Source organism: Maritimimonas sp. 2205BS37-2 (assembly GCF_056591755.1).
Window position 1 is genome coordinate 1122283 of sequence record NZ_JBWQOI010000002.1, and the last position, 18355, is coordinate 1140637.

Here is an 18355-nt window from a genome sequence, read left to right on the forward strand (position 1 = left end):
GATATATTTGTAAGCATAAAAGAGAGAGACTGATCTTAAAATTGATGTATCCTCCCGTAAAACTCGGCATTGGAGAATCATAAAGAATTTTTAAGATAGCCTCTTTTTTTTATTTGTGAAGTTTAAGTTGAATGCGCTTTCTAACCTTATCAACTTCTAATACTTTAACAATTATTTGTTGATGCAAACGTACGATGCTATTTACATCGCTTACATAGTCATCAGATAGATTCGAAACATGAATCAAACCACTTTCCTTAATTCCAATATCAACAAAACAGCCAAAATTGGTAATATTATTTATAATACCGGGCAAGAGCTGCCCTTCACGAAGATCATTAATGGTTTTAATGTTTTGATCAAAAGTAAAAACCTTGGCTTTTTCTCTTGGGTCTAGTCCTGGTTTTTCCAATTCCTTTAAAATATCCTCAAGGGTTGGTAAACCGATATCTTCTGAACAATAATTCTGAAGGTTTATTTTTTGAAGTAAGCTAATATTACCTATTAAATCTGAAACATCAACTTGTAAATCTTTTGCAATTCTACGTACCAAATCATATCGTTCGGGATGCACTGCAGAATCATCTAGTGGATTTTCACCTTTCTTTATTCTTAAAAAACCAGCCGACTGCTCAAAAGCTTTTCCTCCTAATCGTGCTACATTTTTAATCTCTTTGCGAGAAGTAAAGGCGCCATTTTTCGATCGATAATTAGTAATATTCTCCGCTAATTTTGGCCCAATCCCAGAAACATAACTTAATAAAGATTCACTAGCGGTGTTGATGTTCACCCCTACAGTATTAACACAACTTTCAACAACGGTATCTAGTGATTTTTTAAGTTTAGGTTGATCTACGTCATGTTGATATTGTCCAACACCAATTGACTTGGCATCAATTTTTACCAATTCGGCTAAAGGATCAGTTAATCGTCTTCCTATAGAGACTGCTCCACGAACAGTAACATCATAGTTAGGGAATTCTTCACGGGCGATTTTTGAGGCCGAATATATAGAAGCACCTGCTTCACTTACCACGAAGACTTGAAGTTCAGTTTTAAATTGAATTCGCCTAATAAGCTGCTCGGTTTCTCGAGATGCAGTTCCATTTCCAATAGCGATAGCCTCTATTTTATACGCATCGACTAGCGAACTTATTTTTTTTATTGCCCCTTTACGGTCATTTTGCGGTGGATGCGGATACATGGTTTCGTTGTGTTTCAATCCGCCTTGAGCGTCTAAACATACAATCTTGCACCCTGTTCTAAATCCTGGATCAATGGCTAAGATTCGCTTTTCACCTAAAGGAGCGCCTAGAAGTAGTTGTCTCAGATTTTTGGCAAATACTGCAATTGCCGCATCATCGGCTTTTTCTTTGGCAATAGATAAGGTTTCATTTGATAGCGCTGGATAAAGTAGACGTTTATAAGCATCTTCAATGGCAATAGATATATGTTCAGCACACACATTATTTGAGCGGATAATTCTATCTTTTATTTTTTGCAATGCCCGTTCATGATCTACTTCTATTTTAATTCGAACAAAACCTTCTTTTTCTGCACGCAATATTGCCAAAAGACGATGAGATGGAATTCTAGACAATGATTCCTCCCAATTAAAATAGTCTTTAAATTTTTGTGCTTTCTCATCATTAGATTTTGCTTTTACCACCTTTGTTGAAATAACCGCAAATCGCTCTAATTGATAACGAATATTATTTCTAATATCAGTACGTTCATTGATCCATTCTGCAATAATATGTCGCGCTCCCTCTAAAGCATCAACTTCATTTTCAACGGTTGCGGAAACATACTTTGAAGCAATATAATCTAAATCATCTGCTCGCTGACTCATTATGATCTTTGCCAGGGGCTCTAATCCATTATTAAGAGCCGTTTCGGCTTTGGTTTTACGCTTCTTTTTATAAGGAAGATAAAGATCTTCTAACAAGGTAAGATCAGTACAAGAAGAAATTTTTTGTTTTAACTCATTAGTAAGTGCCTGTTGCTCTTCTAACGATTTTAAAATAGCATCTTTGCGCTTTTGTAGTGTTTCAAATAGCTCTTTAAATTTTACAATTTCACTTAGTTGAACCTCATCTAAATTACCGGTTTTCTCTTTACGATAGCGCGCAATAAACGGAATTGTACAATCTTCATTTAGCAATTCAATTGTGTTTTGAATTGATTTTTGAGAGAGACTGGTCTTGGAGCGTATATAATTTATCAATGCGGATTGTCAATTAAAAAAGAACAATTATTCTTTGACTTTATATCTATTAAATGAATTTAATTTAACAGTTTCTTGCTGCTTTAAAATACCATAGGCAATCGAAGGAACTAGAAATATTCCACCGATAACTATAAATCCATAATTAAGTAGCGTATATTCAAGAAATAATATAGAAGTAACAATTGCCGCTACCATTATGATGCCGAATAGTTTAAAGCTAATTGAGCTTTCAGCTCTAAAATTATTTACATGATATTTTTGCTTAGAAAGACAGTTTTTACATGTTGCCAAGAACTCTTTACCTTTATTAAATGATAATTCAGCTCTATCATTTATAGAAGAATGAAGAATTACATTTTCTTTTTGGCAAGACTTACATTTAGCGATTAACTTCATATACTTAACTTATTTGCTGCCCGTTTATAACTTCTCTTTCAGGCTCAACGAAGGCTAATTTTCCATCGGGAGTATCGGTCATTAAAATCATGCCTTGACTTTCTACCCCACGAATTTTTCTTGGGGCTAAATTGCATAAAACAGTTACTTGTTGTCCGATAATTTCTTTAGGAGAAAAACTCTCAGCAATACCGGATACAATAGTACGCACATCTATACCGACATCAACCTTTAATTGGAGTAACTTTTTTGTTTTTGCCACTTTTTCAGCTTCTAAAACGGTTCCAACACGTATGTCTAGTTTGGTAAAATCATCAAATTCGATGGTTTCTTTTTGAGGTTCAACTGTTTTTAAAGATTGTTCATTTGCTATTTTTGTCGCTGCTAGTTTATCTAGCTGCTTTTGCATGTCTTTATCCTCAATTTTAGAAAATAATAATTCGGACTTACCTATTTGATGACCTGCAGCAATCAACTCTTTATTTTTAGAAACATCATTCCAGCTTAAATTCTCTTGCAGAGCCAATATATTCTTAAGCTTTTGAGATGTGAAAGGTAAAAATGGTTCACATAAAATAGCCAATCCAGAAGCAATCTGTAACGCTATGTTCATAATGGTCTGAACACGCTCTGGATCTTCCTTTATTACTTTCCAAGGTTCTTCATCTGCTAAATATTTATTACCTAAACGAGCCAAGTTCATAAGTTCATTTAAAGCCTCTCGAAAGCGATATCTTTCAATAGAGCTCGAAATAGTTTGAGGATATTTTCGTAGTTGTTCTAGTGTTTCTTTATCAACTTGAGATAGATCGCCAGCAACAGGAACCTCACCATTGTAGTACTTATTGGTTAACACCACAACACGATTAATAAAATTCCCAAAAATGGCAACTAATTCATTATTATTGCGAGCTTGAAAATCTTTCCAGGTAAAATCATTGTCTTTAGTTTCTGGTGCATTTGCTGTTAATACATAACGCAATACGTCCTGTTTGCCAGGAAATTCTTCTAGGTATTCATGTAACCATACCGCCCAATTTTTTGAAGTTGATAATTTATTTCCTTCAAGATTTAAGAACTCATTTGCCGGAACATTATCAGGCAACACATAATCGCCATCAGCTTTTAACATGCTTGGAAAAATAATACAGTGAAATACTATATTATCTTTACCAATAAAATGTAATAATTTAGTGTCTTTATCCTTCCAATAAGGCTCCCAATCTTTTCCTTCACGTGCAGCCCATTCTTTGGTTGAAGAAATATATCCGATTGGAGCATCAAACCAAACATATAAAACCTTTCCCTCTCCACCTTCAACCGGCACCGGAATTCCCCAATCGAGATCACGCGTAACGGCTCTTGGTTTTAAACCGTCATCAATCCATGATTTACATTGGCCATAAACATTCGGTTTCCAGTCATTTTTATGCCCTTTGAGTATCCATTCTTTTAGAAAGCCTTCATATTGGTCTAGCGGTAAAAACCAGTGCTTTGTTTGTTTAAGATCTGGGGCATTACCGGTAATTGCAGATTTCGGATTAATTAAATCGGTCGCATTATGACTCGTACCACAATTTTCACATTGATCACCATAACTTTCTTCAAACCCACAATTAGGGCAAGTACCAATTACAAATCTATCAGCTAAAAACTGATCAGCTTCTGCATCATATAGCTGTTCGGTTACCTCTTCAATAAACTGCCCTTTATTATGCATTTTTTCGAAGAATTCTGATGCAGTTTCATGATGTACCTGAGCAGAAGTACGCGAATAATTATCAAAAGAAATTCCAAATTCTGTAAAGGAGTTTTTGATAATAGTATGGTATTTGTCAATTATCTCTTTAGGCGAAACACCTTCTTTTTTTGCACGCATGGGGATGGCTACACCATGCTCATCACTTCCGCAGATATAGATGACATCTTTTCCGGTTAATCGTAAATAGCGCGCATAAATATCAGCAGGCACATATACTCCTGCTAAATGCCCAATATGAATAGGGCCATTGGTATAAGGTAATGCTGCGGTAATAGTATATCTTTTTGGATTGCTCATTATCAAAATTTGTAAGGGCAAAAGTAAGAAAAAGCAAGTATCTGACGTTTATAGAAAAAGTGTATTTTTACTCAAAACAATGATTAGTAATGGTTTTCATAAAATCGCACTCATTGTTATACTAATGTTTAACATGACGATTTGTTTTTCACAACGAAAAGCAAAAATTATCAATTCACCACGTATGCAAGCCCCTTATTTAAAAAAAGGTGATACAGTGATGATTGTGGCTACTGCTGGAATTATCTCTGATTCAACAATTATTGATAACGGAATTGAACTTTTAAAAAGCTGGGGATTAAAAGCTAAATTAGGAAAACACCTATACAAGCCTAACGGACATTTTGCTGGGACTGATAAGGAGCGAATAGAAGATTTTCAAAGAGCTTTAGATGATCCAACAGTGAAAGCTATTTGGTGTGCTCGAGGGGGTTACGGATCGGTACGTATTGTAGATAAGTTAGATTTTTCGAATTTTGAAAAGCACCCAAAATGGATTGTTGGTTTTTCTGATGTTACCGTCTTACATAATGCCATTCATAATAGAGGAGGAGAGTCTCTACATGCTTTAATGCCATCTACACTAAAGTTAGGAAACGAAGAGCAACGGCAATCACAAGAATCTTTACGTAAAGCATTATTTGGAAAATCTCTTGAATATGAATTTAAGAGTTCAGAGTTCAATAAAAAAGGAAAGTCTAAAGGACAATTAATTGGTGGAAACCTTTCCATTCTATATAGCCTATTAGGTTCTAAAACCTCACTGAAAACAGATGGGAAAATCTTATTTATTGAAGATTTAGGTGAATACGCGTATCATGTAGATCGAATGATGCAAAACCTGAAACGCAATGGTTATTTCGAGAATTGTTACGGACTTATTGTTGGAGGTATTACTAAGGTTCGTGAAAATGATGTTGAATTTGGTAAACCGGTTGAACAAATTATTCTTGATGTAGTTGAAGAATACGATTTCCCGGTAGTTTTTGATTTTCCTGCAGGTCATATACGAGATAATAGGGCATTGATATTAGGAAGAGAAATTTCTTTAAAAGTTCGTGATAACAAAACAATTGTAAAATTTAAAAATTAGTGGCACAACACAACGAGCTAGGCAAAAAAGGAGAGCAATTAGCCTTAGAATTTCTTAAGAAAAAAGGGTACACTATTTTAGATAAAAACTGGCGCTATCAAAAAGCTGAGGTAGATATTATAGCTAAAAAAGGAGATATTCTAGCCGTTATTGAAGTGAAAACGAGATCAACGATTGAATTCGGTAACCCTCAAGACTTTGTAAACCCTAAAAAGATAAAATTATTGGTTTCGGCCATTGATGAATATGTTACTTCTAAAGATTTGGACGTAAACGTGCGTTTTGATATTATTGCTATTGTAAAAGATGGTACTAATTTTACAATTGAGCATTTAGAAGACGCTTTTTTGCATTTTTAATAGTTCAGTTGTAGAGCAAAACTATTTCTTACCTAAGAATTTTTTCAACTCTTTTACACTATCTGGTTTAGTCAAAATTTTCTTTTTGCTGTCTAATAAAAAGAATGAAGGTGTTGCGTTAACGCCGTAAATATTGGCAAATGTATTTTTCCATTTGTTTTTACCGTAAACATGAGTCCAATTAGGATATTTGGCAATTTCTTTTTGCCAATTTGCCGTACTGTTCTTATCCTCTAAACCAATTGCTACAACATGCACATTTGGGTGATCTTTTAAATATGTTTTCAATAGCGGCAACTCTTTTAAACAATGCGAACAGCCAGAACTCCAAAACACCACTAAATAATTAAGTGCCCCACTTAATTTATGTAAGGTTTTTGGTACGTTGTTTTCTTCCCATAAAATATTAGGAGCTATATTTCCAACGGCAGTTCGTAGTTGACCTTTCACATCATTAATAAACCCAACGTCTTGTAATTCTTTGGGTAGTTGCAAGTAATGATTTAGTATATGATTGGTCATTATTACATCTTGCTGCTGCGCAAAACTATACAATAAACTTTCTTGTACATCTTTAGATAAAGCAATATTAGATTTCAATTTTTCTAAAACCAGATTGATCGCTTCTTTCCTTAATTTTATCTGCGTTTCATGATCATCAGAACTATTTAGATAGAAGATAAAATCGTTGATTTTATCATGCTTAAAAGTTGAATTATTTAACTCGGTATTATTAAAATCTATATTATCAAAAAAATGTGTTTGTGTTTCTTTTAAATAGTCTGCTGGTAATTTTATTGGCTCAGCAGCATTATATCTGCTACTCGCTTTTATAAAATGACTTGCTAGATAACCTTGAGATTCGCGTTCAAAAGTTGTTTGAATTTTATCTATTAAGGTTTTATTTTTTTGATAAACGGCTTTTATTTTAGATTCATCTGCTTGAGGTGAACTAAAGAAGGCAACTTGCAAAGAATCTAGTTGCTGTTGTGGTTTGGAAACGGCTCTTAAATAATCAGAATACAACTTGTTATTTTTTGATTTATGAAATTGTACTAAACGATTAGGATGTTTTGGGTGAAAATTAAAATCAATGTCTTCTTGATCATAAATTACATCAACGAATAGTTGATTTTGATTGTCATAAATCAATCGGTATACACCACTTGTAGCCCCCATAGGGATGGTGATTTCAAAAGCACCTCCTTTAATGGAGTCATATGCAATAAAATCTTGCTTAGCACCTTGTAATTTATAAAGTAGCATCCAAGGATAATTCTCAGTTGGATGCATTTGTCCCTTAATACTATGTTGGGCATAGCTTACTAATGTAAAAAGTGTAAAAAGAAAGAATAGTTTTTTAGTCATGCTTTAAGATTTACAAAAACCGAACCAAAAATACAGTTTTAAATCAATTAGTACATTTGTTTAAAATGAGTTTTTATGAGTTTTCAAAATAAGACGGTTTGGTTAACAGGAGCTTCTTCTGGAATCGGTAAGGCTACTGCTTTAGAGCTGTCTAAACAAGGTGCTAATGTTATTATCTCTTCTAGAAATACTGAAAAACTAGAACAAGTAAGATTGTTATGTGAAAATCCTGATAAAGTAAAAATACTACAAGTAGATTTAGATGACTATAAAAATCTAGAGAAACTTATTCAGGAGGCGATGGCATTGTTTGGCGAGATTGATGTTCTTATTAATAATGGAGGAATAAGCCAACGGTCATTGGCCATTGATACCGGAATGCTAATAGACGAGCGTATTTTTAAAACAAATTATTTTGGTACAGTAGCTTTAACAAAAGCGATGTTGCCTTATTTTGTAGCAAGAAAGCAAGGACATATCGTAGTTGTTACATCGGTTGTTGGAAAACTGGGAACTCCGTTACGTTCTTCCTATGCTGCATCAAAACATGCATTACATGGCTTTTTTGATAGCCTTCGGGCAGAAGTGTATAAAGATAATATTAATGTAACACTAGTATGCCCAGGTTATGTAAAAACAGAGATATCACGAAATGCATTAACTTTTGATGGATCGCCTCAAAATTCAATGGACAAAAAAACTGAGGCCGGATTGCCACCAAACTATTTTGCAAAGAAAATGCTAAAAGCCATTCAACGAAAAAAGCAAGAAGTTGTGATTGGTGGTTTTTTAGAAAAATTATCGGTGTATGTTAAACGTTTTTTTCCAAGAGTTTTGGCTACGATGATACGTAAATTAGCTGTGACCTGATCCATCTAATTTTCTTGACCGAATACTTTCTATAACCACAGTAGAAAGGATAAGAATACCACCAATTATTGTGTTTTGAGCAGGGATTTCATTTAAGAATAACATTCCCAGCAAAATACCATAAATAGGTTGAATACTACTCATAATACTCGCACTACTAATGGTAAAGTTTTTAAAGCTTTTTACAAATAAGGTATGACCAATCGCAGTGGTTAGTAAAGCTAATACTATAATTGCATTGATCTCATTTACTGTAATACTTATCTCAAATAACAAAAGAACAGGTAAAAGAGCAACACATAAAGCTGCTAATTGATAAAACATTAGCATGGATTCGTTATAACTTGAAACTTTCTTTTTTAGAATGCTATTTCTTAAAGCATAAAAAAGAGCAGATAGTAAACCAAAAGCAATTCCTTTTGTATAATTATTTTCTAAGTCTAAGTTGGGAGTTAAAAAATAGATTCCGATTAAAACGATAAATCCTAACAAAACATGCTTTTTGTTCAGTTTTGTTTTAAAAAATAAGGGTTCTAAAAAAGTGGTTAGTACCGGATAGGTAAATAGTGACAACATAGCAATTGCAACATTAGAAAGTTGAAGGCTATAAAAATACGTGATCCAATGAGCGCCTAAAAATAGGCCACTAAGAATGATGACTTTAAGATCAGATTTTCTTGAAACATTGAGGCTAACTTTTCGGTATTTACAGAATAGTCCAATAATAAATAAAGCAATTAAACAACGAATCCAAATAGTTACCGGAGGCGGAATGGAAATATACCTGCCTAAAACTCCAGAAGTGCTAATAAATAGCATAGCCAGATTTAATTCAGCTATATTTTTAAGGTGTTTATTGTTCATTTAATTTATATCGTTCTTGCAAAGGAAGGAATGGCAAAGTAAGAACAATTTACTGAAACTTTGATACGCTTAATTCAATATGACATTAATGGACTTCAATAGCCTTTTTAACAAGTTCTTTTAGTTTTTTTCAATGCATTATTTTTTGAAGCATTGAGAGCGCAGCATCTATGGAGTTAATAGTATCAAAGGTTAAAAGCAAGCGTAAGCCATGCTTCGTTTCTTTTTCCTTCATTTTACAACTAGCAGCGTTGTGTTGCACGAACTGCAAGATTTTGGTAAATGCTTCACTTTGGTAAAAATGAGATTGTTGATCGGATACAAAATACCCGATCATTTTTCCTTTCTTGAGGATTAGTCTATTTAAACCTAGTTGTTTAGCAATCCATTTAATACGAACACTATTCAATAAATCTTGTGCTTGTATTGGTAGTTCACCAAATCGATCAATTAAATTTTGCTCATAGTTTGTTAATTCTTCCTTTGTATTTATGGCGCTCAACTCATTATATAAGCTCAGGCGTTCTTTGATAGAATTTACATAATCATCTGGGAAAAGAATTTCAAAATCGGTGTCTATTTGAGTGTCTTTTACAAATGCTTTAGGAGCATCTTTATTTTCTTTGTAGAGTTCTTTGAATTCATTTTCTTTAAGCTCATCAATGGCTTCATTTAATATTTTTTGATACGTTTCAAAACCTATATCATTAATAAATCCACTTTGCTCACCTCCTAATAGATCGCCGGCACCTCGTATTTCTAAGTCTTTCATGGCAATATTAAATCCACTACCGAGATCTGAAAATAATTCAAGAGCTTGAATACGCTTTCTTGCTTCGTCTGTCATCATATGATAAGGAGGTGTAATGAAGTAACAAAACGCCTTTTTATTTGAACGCCCAACACGACCACGCATCTGGTGTAGGTCAGATAAACCAAAATTATTGGCGTTATTGATAAAAATAGTATTGGCATTTGGTACATCAAGACCACTTTCTACAATAGTGGTAGAAACCAATACATCAAACTCATTATTCATAAATGAAAGCATAAGCTGTTCTAGCTTTTTGCCTTCCATTTGCCCATGACCAATACCTATTTTAGCATTCGGTAATAGTCGCTGCAACATCCCTGCAACTTCTTTAATGTTTTCAATACGGTTATGAATAAAAAAGACCTGACCGCCTCTTGAGATTTCATATTGAACAGCATCGCGTATAATCTCTTCGCTAAACCGTATGACATTAGTTTCTACGGGATGTCTATTTGGAGGTGGCGTGTTGATTACAGAAAGATCGCGAGCTGCCATTAGAGAAAATTGCAATGTTCTAGGTATTGGCGTTGCCGTTAATGTTAAGGTATCTACATTTTCTCTAATTGTTTTTAGTTTATCTTTCACAGAAACACCAAACTTTTGTTCTTCGTCTACAATTAGTAATCCGAGATCTTTAAATTGAACATTTTTATTAACCAATTGATGTGTGCCAATTACAATGTCTATGCTGCCATCTTTTAAGCCATCTAATACACCATTTCGTTGTTTTGTAGTTCTAAATCGATTTAAATAATCTATAGTTACCGGAAAATTCTTAAGACGCTCACCAAAGGTTTTAAAATGCTGAAAAGCAAGAATCGTTGTAGGTACCAGTATGGCGACTTGTTTTCCATTATCAACTGCTTTAAAAGCAGCTCGAATAGCAACTTCAGTCTTACCGAAACCTACATCGCCACATATTAAACGATCCATGGGTCGCTCACTTTGCATATCTTGCTTTACATCTGCAGTGGCTTTAGATTGATCTGGGGTATCTTCATACATAAAACTAGACTCTAGCTCTAATTGCATGTAACTATCAGGATTATACCTATGGCCCTTTTGCATTCTACGCTTAGCATAGAGCTGTATAAGATCATATGCAATTTCTTTGACCCGCTTCTTAGTTTTTTGCTTAAGCTTTTTCCAGGCACCAGAACCAAGTTTGAATAATTTTGGAACCTTACCATCTTTACCATTGTATTTTGATATCTTATGTAAAGAATGAATGCTTATATATAGTACATCTCTATCTCCATAGATTAATTTAATGGCTTCTTGCTTTTTTCCTTCTACATCAATTTTCTGCAACCCGCCGAATTTACCAATACCATGATCTATATGAGTAACATAATCACCAATTTCAAGCGTATTTAGTTCTTTTAATGTAATGGCTTGTTTTTTTGCAAAGCCACTTTTTAGCCTGAATTTATGATAGCGTTCAAAGATTTGATGATCGGTATAGCATACAATTTTATGCTCATTATCTATAAAACCTTGATAGAGCGGAAACACAATTGTTTTATAAGACACCTCTTCTTCTACATCATTAAAAATGTCATTAAAACGTTTTGCTTGTTGCTCATTAGCACAAAACAAATAGTTTTCTAACCCTTCTTTTGTATTTTGATTTAGGTTTTCAATAAGTAGATTAAATTGCTTATTAAACGAAGGCTGGGGTGACACTTGAAATTTTATTTCATGGGTATGCTGAGCTTGATTCAGCATCTCATGATGAGATTCCGAAACAAGTTCGGAATGACGAGAATTTCCAAATTCAACGAGATTATATTCTTCCAGTTGCTTTTTAACAAGATCACTATTACAAAATAATTCTCTGGGCTCGGCTAATTTAATTTCCCCTTTATTTTCTGAGAAAGCTACTTTTGCTTTTTCGAATAACTTATCTAATCTGCCAAATAGAAAATCTTTGTTTTTAGAGAAAATGATTGTCTTATTGGAAATATACTTTAAAAAACTTTCTCTCTTTTCTTGTAGATGTTTATTCTCAACATTTGGGAGAATACTTATTTTTTTATGCTTATCAGTAGAAAGCTGTGTTTCTACATCAAATGTTCTTATACTATCAACTTCGTCACCAAAAAATTCAATACGATAAGGTTCTTCGTTTGAAAATGAAAAGACATCTATAATGCCTCCTCTAACCGCAAATTCTCCAGGTTCGGTTACGAAATCTACACGATCGAATTGATACTCAAATAGTGTTTCATTCACAAAATCTAACGATAACTGCTCACCTATACGTAACTTTAAGGTGTTTCTTTCTAGTTCACTTTTTGTAACTACCTTTTCGAACAGCGCATCAGGATATGTAACAATTACTGCGGGTTTCTTCCGCGAGTTAATACGATTTAAAACTTCTGATCGTAGTAAAATATTTGCGTTATCGGTTTCTTCGATCTGATAAGGCCTGCGATAAGACCCAGGATAAAACAACACATTCTCATCACCTAATAATTGCTCAAGATCATTTAAGTAGTAAGCAGCTTCTTCTTTATCATTAAAGATTAATAGATATGGTTTTTCTAGCTGTTTAAAGCTACTTGAGATGATAAAAGACAATGAAGATCCTGCCAAATGCTGTAATTGCAGCTTTTGGTTTTCTTGTTGGAGATGTTGAACAATCTGCTTGATTTTTGGAGATTGTTCGTAAAGCGAAACAACAGATTGTTTGCTCAATGTGTTAAATTTTGGGCAAATATAGTACTTGGTTTGTTACTAGAAAATTAATTTGAAATATGTTTTTAAATGAAACCGTTAACAGTCATTGATAACCATTTAAATTTCTGTTTTAGTTAATTATAAGGCTTATGATCAAAAGGGTTTCTCCTATATGATTCATGGTGTTTTTCCTTTGCAAAAACGGGAAAATTCCTCTTGTCTTGAAGCACTAATTTTTAGAAATTTAAAGAATAAAAGTTAGTGTTATGACTAAGAAAGAATATAAAAAAACAAAAAAGAAAAAAGGCACAAGTAAATTAACAGAAAAGCGCTTCTGTAGTATGCCTGTAGTTGAAAATCGCGCTCCTCGCCCGGGTCATGACCCAAGGATAGAGGAAATGATCATACTAATGTCAAAAAAATGGGTTAATGGAACGAAACTTAAATACTATTTTTTTGATCGAGATACCGATGGAACAAATGTAATGATGAATGGACAATTAACATTTATACCATGGAAAGGGACACAACAAGAAATGGATGCCGTTAGATTGGGGTTTACTACTTGGAGTGATGTGAATATAGGATTACTTTTTGAAGAAGTTCATGATAGACAAAATGCTCATATAAGAATTGGATTTATGAAAGGTGATGGTTCTTGGTCTTATGTTGGAAGAGACCTGTGGAATATACCGAAAGAAAGAAGAACTATGAATTTTGGTTGGGATATTGTTAATGATCTAGACACAATTTTACATGAAATTGGCCATTCAATGGGTTTCCCTCACGAACATCAAAATCCTTTTGCCGGAATTATTTGGAATGAACAAAATGTTATTAATGATTTAAGTGGCCCTCCCAATAACTGGGATTTAGATACCATTAAACATAATGTGCTTGATAAGAAAAGTGCGAATTCAATTGAGGGTTCAGACCTTGATGAAGATTCTATTATGATGTATCCGATGCCGGGCAATTGGATAGAAGCACCTCCAGAATTAACAGATGGAATTAGTCCTGCCCCAGGCTTATCAAATCAGGATAAAGTATGGGCTAGAAAATTTTATCCTCCATCTTCTGATGATAATATTCAAGAATTAGAACTTTTTAGAAGTGAGTCTATAGATTTAGAACCCGGAGAGCAGCAAAATTTTCATTTTACAGCACCTTTAACAGGAGATTATGATATTAGAACTTTTGGACACATGGATACCGTAATGGTTATATACGAGATAAACGGTGATAATGAAATTTATCTTTCAGGCGATGATGATAGTGGTTCTGAACTAAATTCTTATATAAAAATTAAACTGGTAAAAGATCGTAAATACTTAATTAGAATAAGACTTTATTCTAAATTCAGTTCGGGGAATACTTCGGTAATGATATTCTAAATAAATGATGAGTTTTAGTTGTTATTGATGATTAAAAGCAAGCAATGAATCGCTCAAAATCTTGCTCATCATTATATACATTTGGTGAAACACGAATGGCATTTCCTCTAAATGAAACGTAAATGTTCTGTTTATAAAAGTTGGCTTTCAAATTCTCTAAGTCTATACTTTGAGGTAAGTATACACCAAATAAATGCTTGGTTCTATAAGTGTCATCTTCAATATAACAGCCTAATTTTCTTAATTTTGTGATGGCATTTCTTGAAATTTCATGACAATAAGATTGAATATTTTTAGGCTGCCATTCAAGTAACTGCTCTATACTTTTTATAAACATGGGAGTATTAATAAAATTTGAATATTCGCCCATATTATATCTACCTGCTTTAGGCTGATATCTATTCTCATAATGAACCAGTTTTGCAAAATCCTCACTATTATATCTGTTAATCCAACTTTCTTCAATTGGTTCGCCCTCGTTAAATGTATCTGAATAATAGGCCATTCCCATAGAATAGGGTCCTAACATCCATTTATAAGCTACGGTAACCAAGGCATCTGGCTGAATATCTTCTACAGAAAATGGAGCCGCACCAATAAATTGCGATCCATCAATGACTAATAATGCGTTATACTGTTTGGTCTTTTCTCTAATGGCTTTAAGATCAAATAAGGTGCCATCAGCCCAATGTGCCGGAGGCATTGCAACCAATGCAGTATTATTAGAAATACTATCTAGTATGCTTTTATTCCAATTTTTAGCTCTATTTTCATGAGATTTTGGAGCAGAAACCGTTTTAATGGTTGCATTACATTTTTTTGCTAGTTTTTGCCAGGCATAAACATTACTGGGAAATTGCTCATCTATCAAAACAATCTCGTCATTAGCTTTTAGTTTTACATTATTTGCCACAGTAGCAAGTCCATACGAAACAGATGGAATAATAGCCGTATTTTTATAATCTGAAGCATTTATGAATTGAGCAAAAAGCTTGCGTAATCGCTCAGAGTGAACAAAAAAATCTTCGGGTTTAATCTCATAAGGTCTGCATTTTTGAGATATTGCTTTATGGCCAACCTCTTCAACACTTTTTAATGAAGGTGACATATAAGAACCATTTAAATAAGTAATATGGTCTTCTAGTTTAAATTTATCTTTTTGACAATTGAGCATTTGTATCGTTTCCATGCCCAAATATACTTAATGTAGACGATAACGCAGCCCTATAAAACCTCTTATACCCTGATTGGGAGCATACACATAAGATGGATCAAATGTTAAAGCATAAGGATTTTCAGCTGTGGCGATTACGTTTCCATTTGTATCAAATTCAACATTTTTGTCAAAAGGATCATTTGCTCTGGCAATGATAAATGGATTTCCTTTATTTGGAGTCCAGTCAAGTAGGTTTTTAATCCCGCCATAGATTTCGAAATTCTCCAAACCTTTAAAGGTAAACTGAATGTTTTGAATACTCCATGTAGGCGAATATTCCGAACGAGGATCTAAATCTCCTAATAAAGGTAAACGCATGGGGCCATAAATATTACCTGTATAATCTATAGTCAGTTTAGGTCTAAAGAATTCGTAAGAAATAGACCAGGTTCCGGTAAATCTTTCGGTTAAAATTTGCCTCGTTTTAATACCATCTTCTTTTTTCGAAACATCTTGCAGCGTTGCCCCAATAAGTACTTTAAGTCCGTTGCCAAAATTAGCATCTATATTACTGCTTATTCCATAAGTTGTAGCATACCCATCTAAATTGTCATAAATGATTTGATTGGGGTTTGAATCATAGTCGGGTAAAATAATGTTTGTAAAATAAGTATACCAAGCTGAAGCATCGTAAGATAAGGCGATACCGTTTTTTGTATACCATTTTTTCAAATAATTAAGATTGATGTTATAAGATCGTTCAGGTTTTAATTCTGATTGGATAATAACATCTCTTGATCCGGTTAAAGCAGCATGCTCTTCTGTAAATAGATTTACCACTCTAAACCCCGTACCAGCATTTAATCGCAAAACAGCATTGTCAGAAGGCTTAAATTTATAAGCAAGGCGTGGTGTAAATATACTACCGTGGCGATTATCATAATCATACCGCGCTCCTAAAAGTAAGGTGTTTTTAGAATTTAGCTTAATTTCATCTTGTATAAAAAGAGATGGTATAATAAGCTCATCATTTTCAATCGTTGCAGGCGTATTGTCATCATAGTAATTATAGCGTGCCGCGGCCCCAAATAAAAGATCATGATTTTTAATGGGCTTGTCCCACGTGAATTGAGTAAAACCGATGCGTTGATTTGCTAAATACGGTGTGTCACCATATACCGAATTTTGGTCATGATCAGTATATGAAAAAGAAAGAAACATTTTTTCTTTAGTTGGTAATTGGTAATTAGCAAGTATTTCATATCGCGTAGTGTAAATACTTTCGCCATAGACTTCATTTCCGCCGCGAAAAGAGCGATTCCATTGTAATTCTCCACCCCAGCGATCTTCATAAAAAAAACGCCCAGCTATAGAGAACTTACGGTTTTCTTTCCTTTTAAAATCCCATTTTTGAAAGATAGATAGGCGGTCTTGAAGTGTAACATCTGTGAAGTTATCATTATTATCATCTATAGGATTATCATACTTATAATAGTTTGCACCAAATAGTATTGATGCATCTTTACCCACTGATGACTTGAAACCAAGATCAAAATTAGTTTCTAACCATGAAGAGCTGTAAGCATCTACAAAAATTCGTGGTGCATTTTCAGGGTGTTTGGTAATAATATTGATAAGGCCACCTACTGCTTCACTTCCATATAAAGAAGAAGCAGGCCCTTTAACAATTTCTACTTGTTCTATCAAAGAATTTGGAATGCCCGATAATCCATATACTGTAGACAAACCACTTACAATTGGCATTCCGTCTATTAATACCATGGTGTAAGGTCCTTCTAAACCATTAATATGAATATCACCTGTATTGCAGACATTGCAATTGAGCTGAGGCCGCACACCATTAACATTTTGCAGGGCCTCGAAAATATTAGGAGTAGGATTCTTTTTAAGAAAAGTAGGTGTGTATACTTCAACGGGTACTGGGCTTTCTAGTCGGCTTACGGCCTTTAACGTGCCAGTAACAACTACCTCATCTAAGGTTGAATTTTCTTTGAAATCAAAATTCACAATTAGTGCCCCATCGGTTATAGTCACTACTTTTTTTAAGGTGGTATATCCTGTGAAAGAAGCATAAAGGGTATATGTTCCTTGCTTTAAATTGATAATTTTATAGTTTCCGTTTTCATCAGTTACTGCCCCCTTATCTGATTTTGACACATATAAATTCACAAAGGGAAGTGGTTTGCCATTGGCTGTTACAGTACCGCTTATGCTCAGTTCTTGAGCATAAGAAGATATTGAAATTAACAAAATAATTAAAACAGATAATGGTCTCACTAAGAATGAAAATTTATGCAAATTTAAACTAATTTTTAGATAAGTCTAAAAAATAATTTTAAAAGTTAAAAAAATGTATATTTGTATTCTAAAGAAATTAAAATGCTGAGCTTTTCTGAAGAAAACTATTTAAAGGCTATTTACCATTTAGATTATAACGAGCATAAAGGTGTAAGTACTAATTCTATTGCGAAGAAAATGCAAACAAAGGCATCTTCGGTAACCGATATGATTAAAAAATTATCTGATAAAGAATTGGTGGTTTACAAGAAATACCAAGGTGTAAGGCTTTCTGAAAAAGGAGAAAAAATTGCCATTTCAATAGTTAGAAAACATCGTTTATGGGAATGTTTTTTAGTTGATAAGCTAAATTTTTCTTGGGATGAAGTTCATGATATTGCCGAACAATTAGAACATATAAAGTCGCAAGCTTTAATAGATAAATTAGATGAGTTTTTAGAATTTCCTAGTGTTGATCCGCATGGAGACCCAATACCAGATAAAAATGGAACCATAAAAAGACGTAAAAAGGTAAAACTATCTACGCTAAAAGAACATGAAGAAAGCATCCTATTGGGAGTTAAAGATTCGTCTGATGAGTTTTTAAAATACTTGAGTAAAAAAAACATAGCCTTAGGGAGCACGATAAAGGTTTTAAATATTGAACCTTTTGATAAGTCGATGCAAATTATGTTAGACGCTAACGAGTTGCTCATAACCGAAGAAGTGGCTAAAAACTTATTTGTAAAAGAGGTTTAAAACCTGCTAGAAA

13 protein-coding genes are annotated in these 18355 nt (G+C 33.6%); 5 read left to right on the forward strand and 8 right to left on the reverse strand.

Annotated features, from left to right (window positions below; all coding sequences use genetic code 11):
* Positions 1–109: 109 nt before the first annotated feature.
* From AC1EUU_RS12495 to metG, 3 genes are read right to left on the reverse strand one after another with little or no spacing between them, the layout of a single operon-like run.
* A complete protein-coding gene (locus tag AC1EUU_RS12495) occupies positions 110–2227 on the reverse strand; it encodes a Tex family protein (RefSeq protein WP_480201765.1) in 2118 nt (705 codons plus the stop codon).
* A gap of 27 nt (positions 2228–2254) precedes the next feature.
* Positions 2255–2626 (reverse strand): hypothetical protein, encoded by a 372-nt coding sequence (locus tag AC1EUU_RS12500; protein ID WP_480201766.1) that lies wholly within the window; start codon positions 2624–2626, stop codon positions 2255–2257.
* Between the two features lie 4 nt (positions 2627–2630).
* Positions 2631–4685 (reverse strand): methionine--tRNA ligase, encoded by a 2055-nt coding sequence (gene metG, locus AC1EUU_RS12505; protein ID WP_480201767.1) that lies wholly within the window; start codon positions 4683–4685, stop codon positions 2631–2633.
* 133 nt (positions 4686–4818) lie between these two features.
* Here metG and AC1EUU_RS12510 point away from each other — a divergent pair, with 133 nt between their 5' ends.
* Together AC1EUU_RS12510 and AC1EUU_RS12515 are read left to right on the forward strand one after the other, a co-directional pair.
* On the forward strand, positions 4819–5778 hold the full coding sequence (locus AC1EUU_RS12510; protein ID WP_480201768.1) for a S66 peptidase family protein: 960 nt from the start codon (positions 4819–4821) through the stop codon (positions 5776–5778).
* On the forward strand, positions 5778–6137 hold the full coding sequence (locus AC1EUU_RS12515; RefSeq protein ID WP_480201769.1) for a YraN family protein: 360 nt from the start codon (positions 5778–5780) through the stop codon (positions 6135–6137). The genes AC1EUU_RS12510 and AC1EUU_RS12515 overlap by 1 nt, the downstream gene beginning before the upstream one ends.
* Positions 6138–6158: 21 nt before the next feature.
* On the opposite strand, the gene AC1EUU_RS12520 is transcribed toward AC1EUU_RS12515, so the two are convergent.
* Positions 6159–7505 (reverse strand): TlpA family protein disulfide reductase, encoded by a 1347-nt coding sequence (locus AC1EUU_RS12520; RefSeq protein WP_480201770.1) that lies wholly within the window; start codon positions 7503–7505, stop codon positions 6159–6161.
* A 75-nt stretch (positions 7506–7580) separates the two neighbouring features.
* Between AC1EUU_RS12520 and AC1EUU_RS12525 the strand changes: the two genes are divergently transcribed.
* Positions 7581–8375 carry an SDR family oxidoreductase gene (locus tag AC1EUU_RS12525; RefSeq protein ID WP_480201771.1) on the forward strand — a complete coding sequence of 265 codons (795 nt, stop codon included), beginning with the start codon at positions 7581–7583 and terminating at the stop codon, positions 8373–8375.
* Here the strand turns inward: AC1EUU_RS12525 and AC1EUU_RS12530 are convergent.
* The gene (locus AC1EUU_RS12530) at positions 8361–9239 is read right to left on the reverse strand and encodes a DMT family transporter (protein ID WP_480201772.1); all 879 of its coding nucleotides are present in this window, start codon (positions 9237–9239) and stop codon (positions 8361–8363) included. The two genes, AC1EUU_RS12525 and AC1EUU_RS12530, sit on opposite strands and share 15 nt — an antisense overlap.
* Before the next feature lie 130 nt (positions 9240–9369).
* Positions 9370–12708: a transcription-repair coupling factor gene (gene mfd / locus AC1EUU_RS12535; protein ID WP_480201859.1), complete on the reverse strand. Its 3339-nt coding sequence runs from the start codon at positions 12706–12708 to the stop codon at positions 9370–9372.
* A gap of 293 nt (positions 12709–13001) precedes the next feature.
* On the opposite strand from mfd, the gene AC1EUU_RS12540 reads away from it, so the two are divergent.
* Positions 13002–14129: a M12 family metallopeptidase gene (locus AC1EUU_RS12540; RefSeq protein ID WP_480201773.1), complete on the forward strand. Its 1128-nt coding sequence runs from the start codon at positions 13002–13004 to the stop codon at positions 14127–14129.
* A gap of 31 nt (positions 14130–14160) precedes the next feature.
* On the opposite strand, the gene AC1EUU_RS12545 is transcribed toward AC1EUU_RS12540, so the two are convergent.
* Positions 14161–15318: an aminotransferase class V-fold PLP-dependent enzyme gene (locus AC1EUU_RS12545; RefSeq protein WP_480201774.1), complete on the reverse strand. Its 1158-nt coding sequence runs from the start codon at positions 15316–15318 to the stop codon at positions 14161–14163.
* Between the two features lie 12 nt (positions 15319–15330).
* Positions 15331–17583: a TonB-dependent receptor gene (locus AC1EUU_RS12550; RefSeq protein WP_480201775.1), complete on the reverse strand. Its 2253-nt coding sequence runs from the start codon at positions 17581–17583 to the stop codon at positions 15331–15333.
* A 102-nt stretch (positions 17584–17685) separates the two neighbouring features.
* Here AC1EUU_RS12550 and AC1EUU_RS12555 point away from each other — a divergent pair, with 102 nt between their 5' ends.
* Positions 17686–18342, forward strand: coding sequence for a metal-dependent transcriptional regulator (locus AC1EUU_RS12555; protein WP_480201776.1), 657 nt, complete (start codon positions 17686–17688; stop codon positions 18340–18342).
* The last annotated feature ends 13 nt before the right edge of the window (positions 18343–18355 follow it).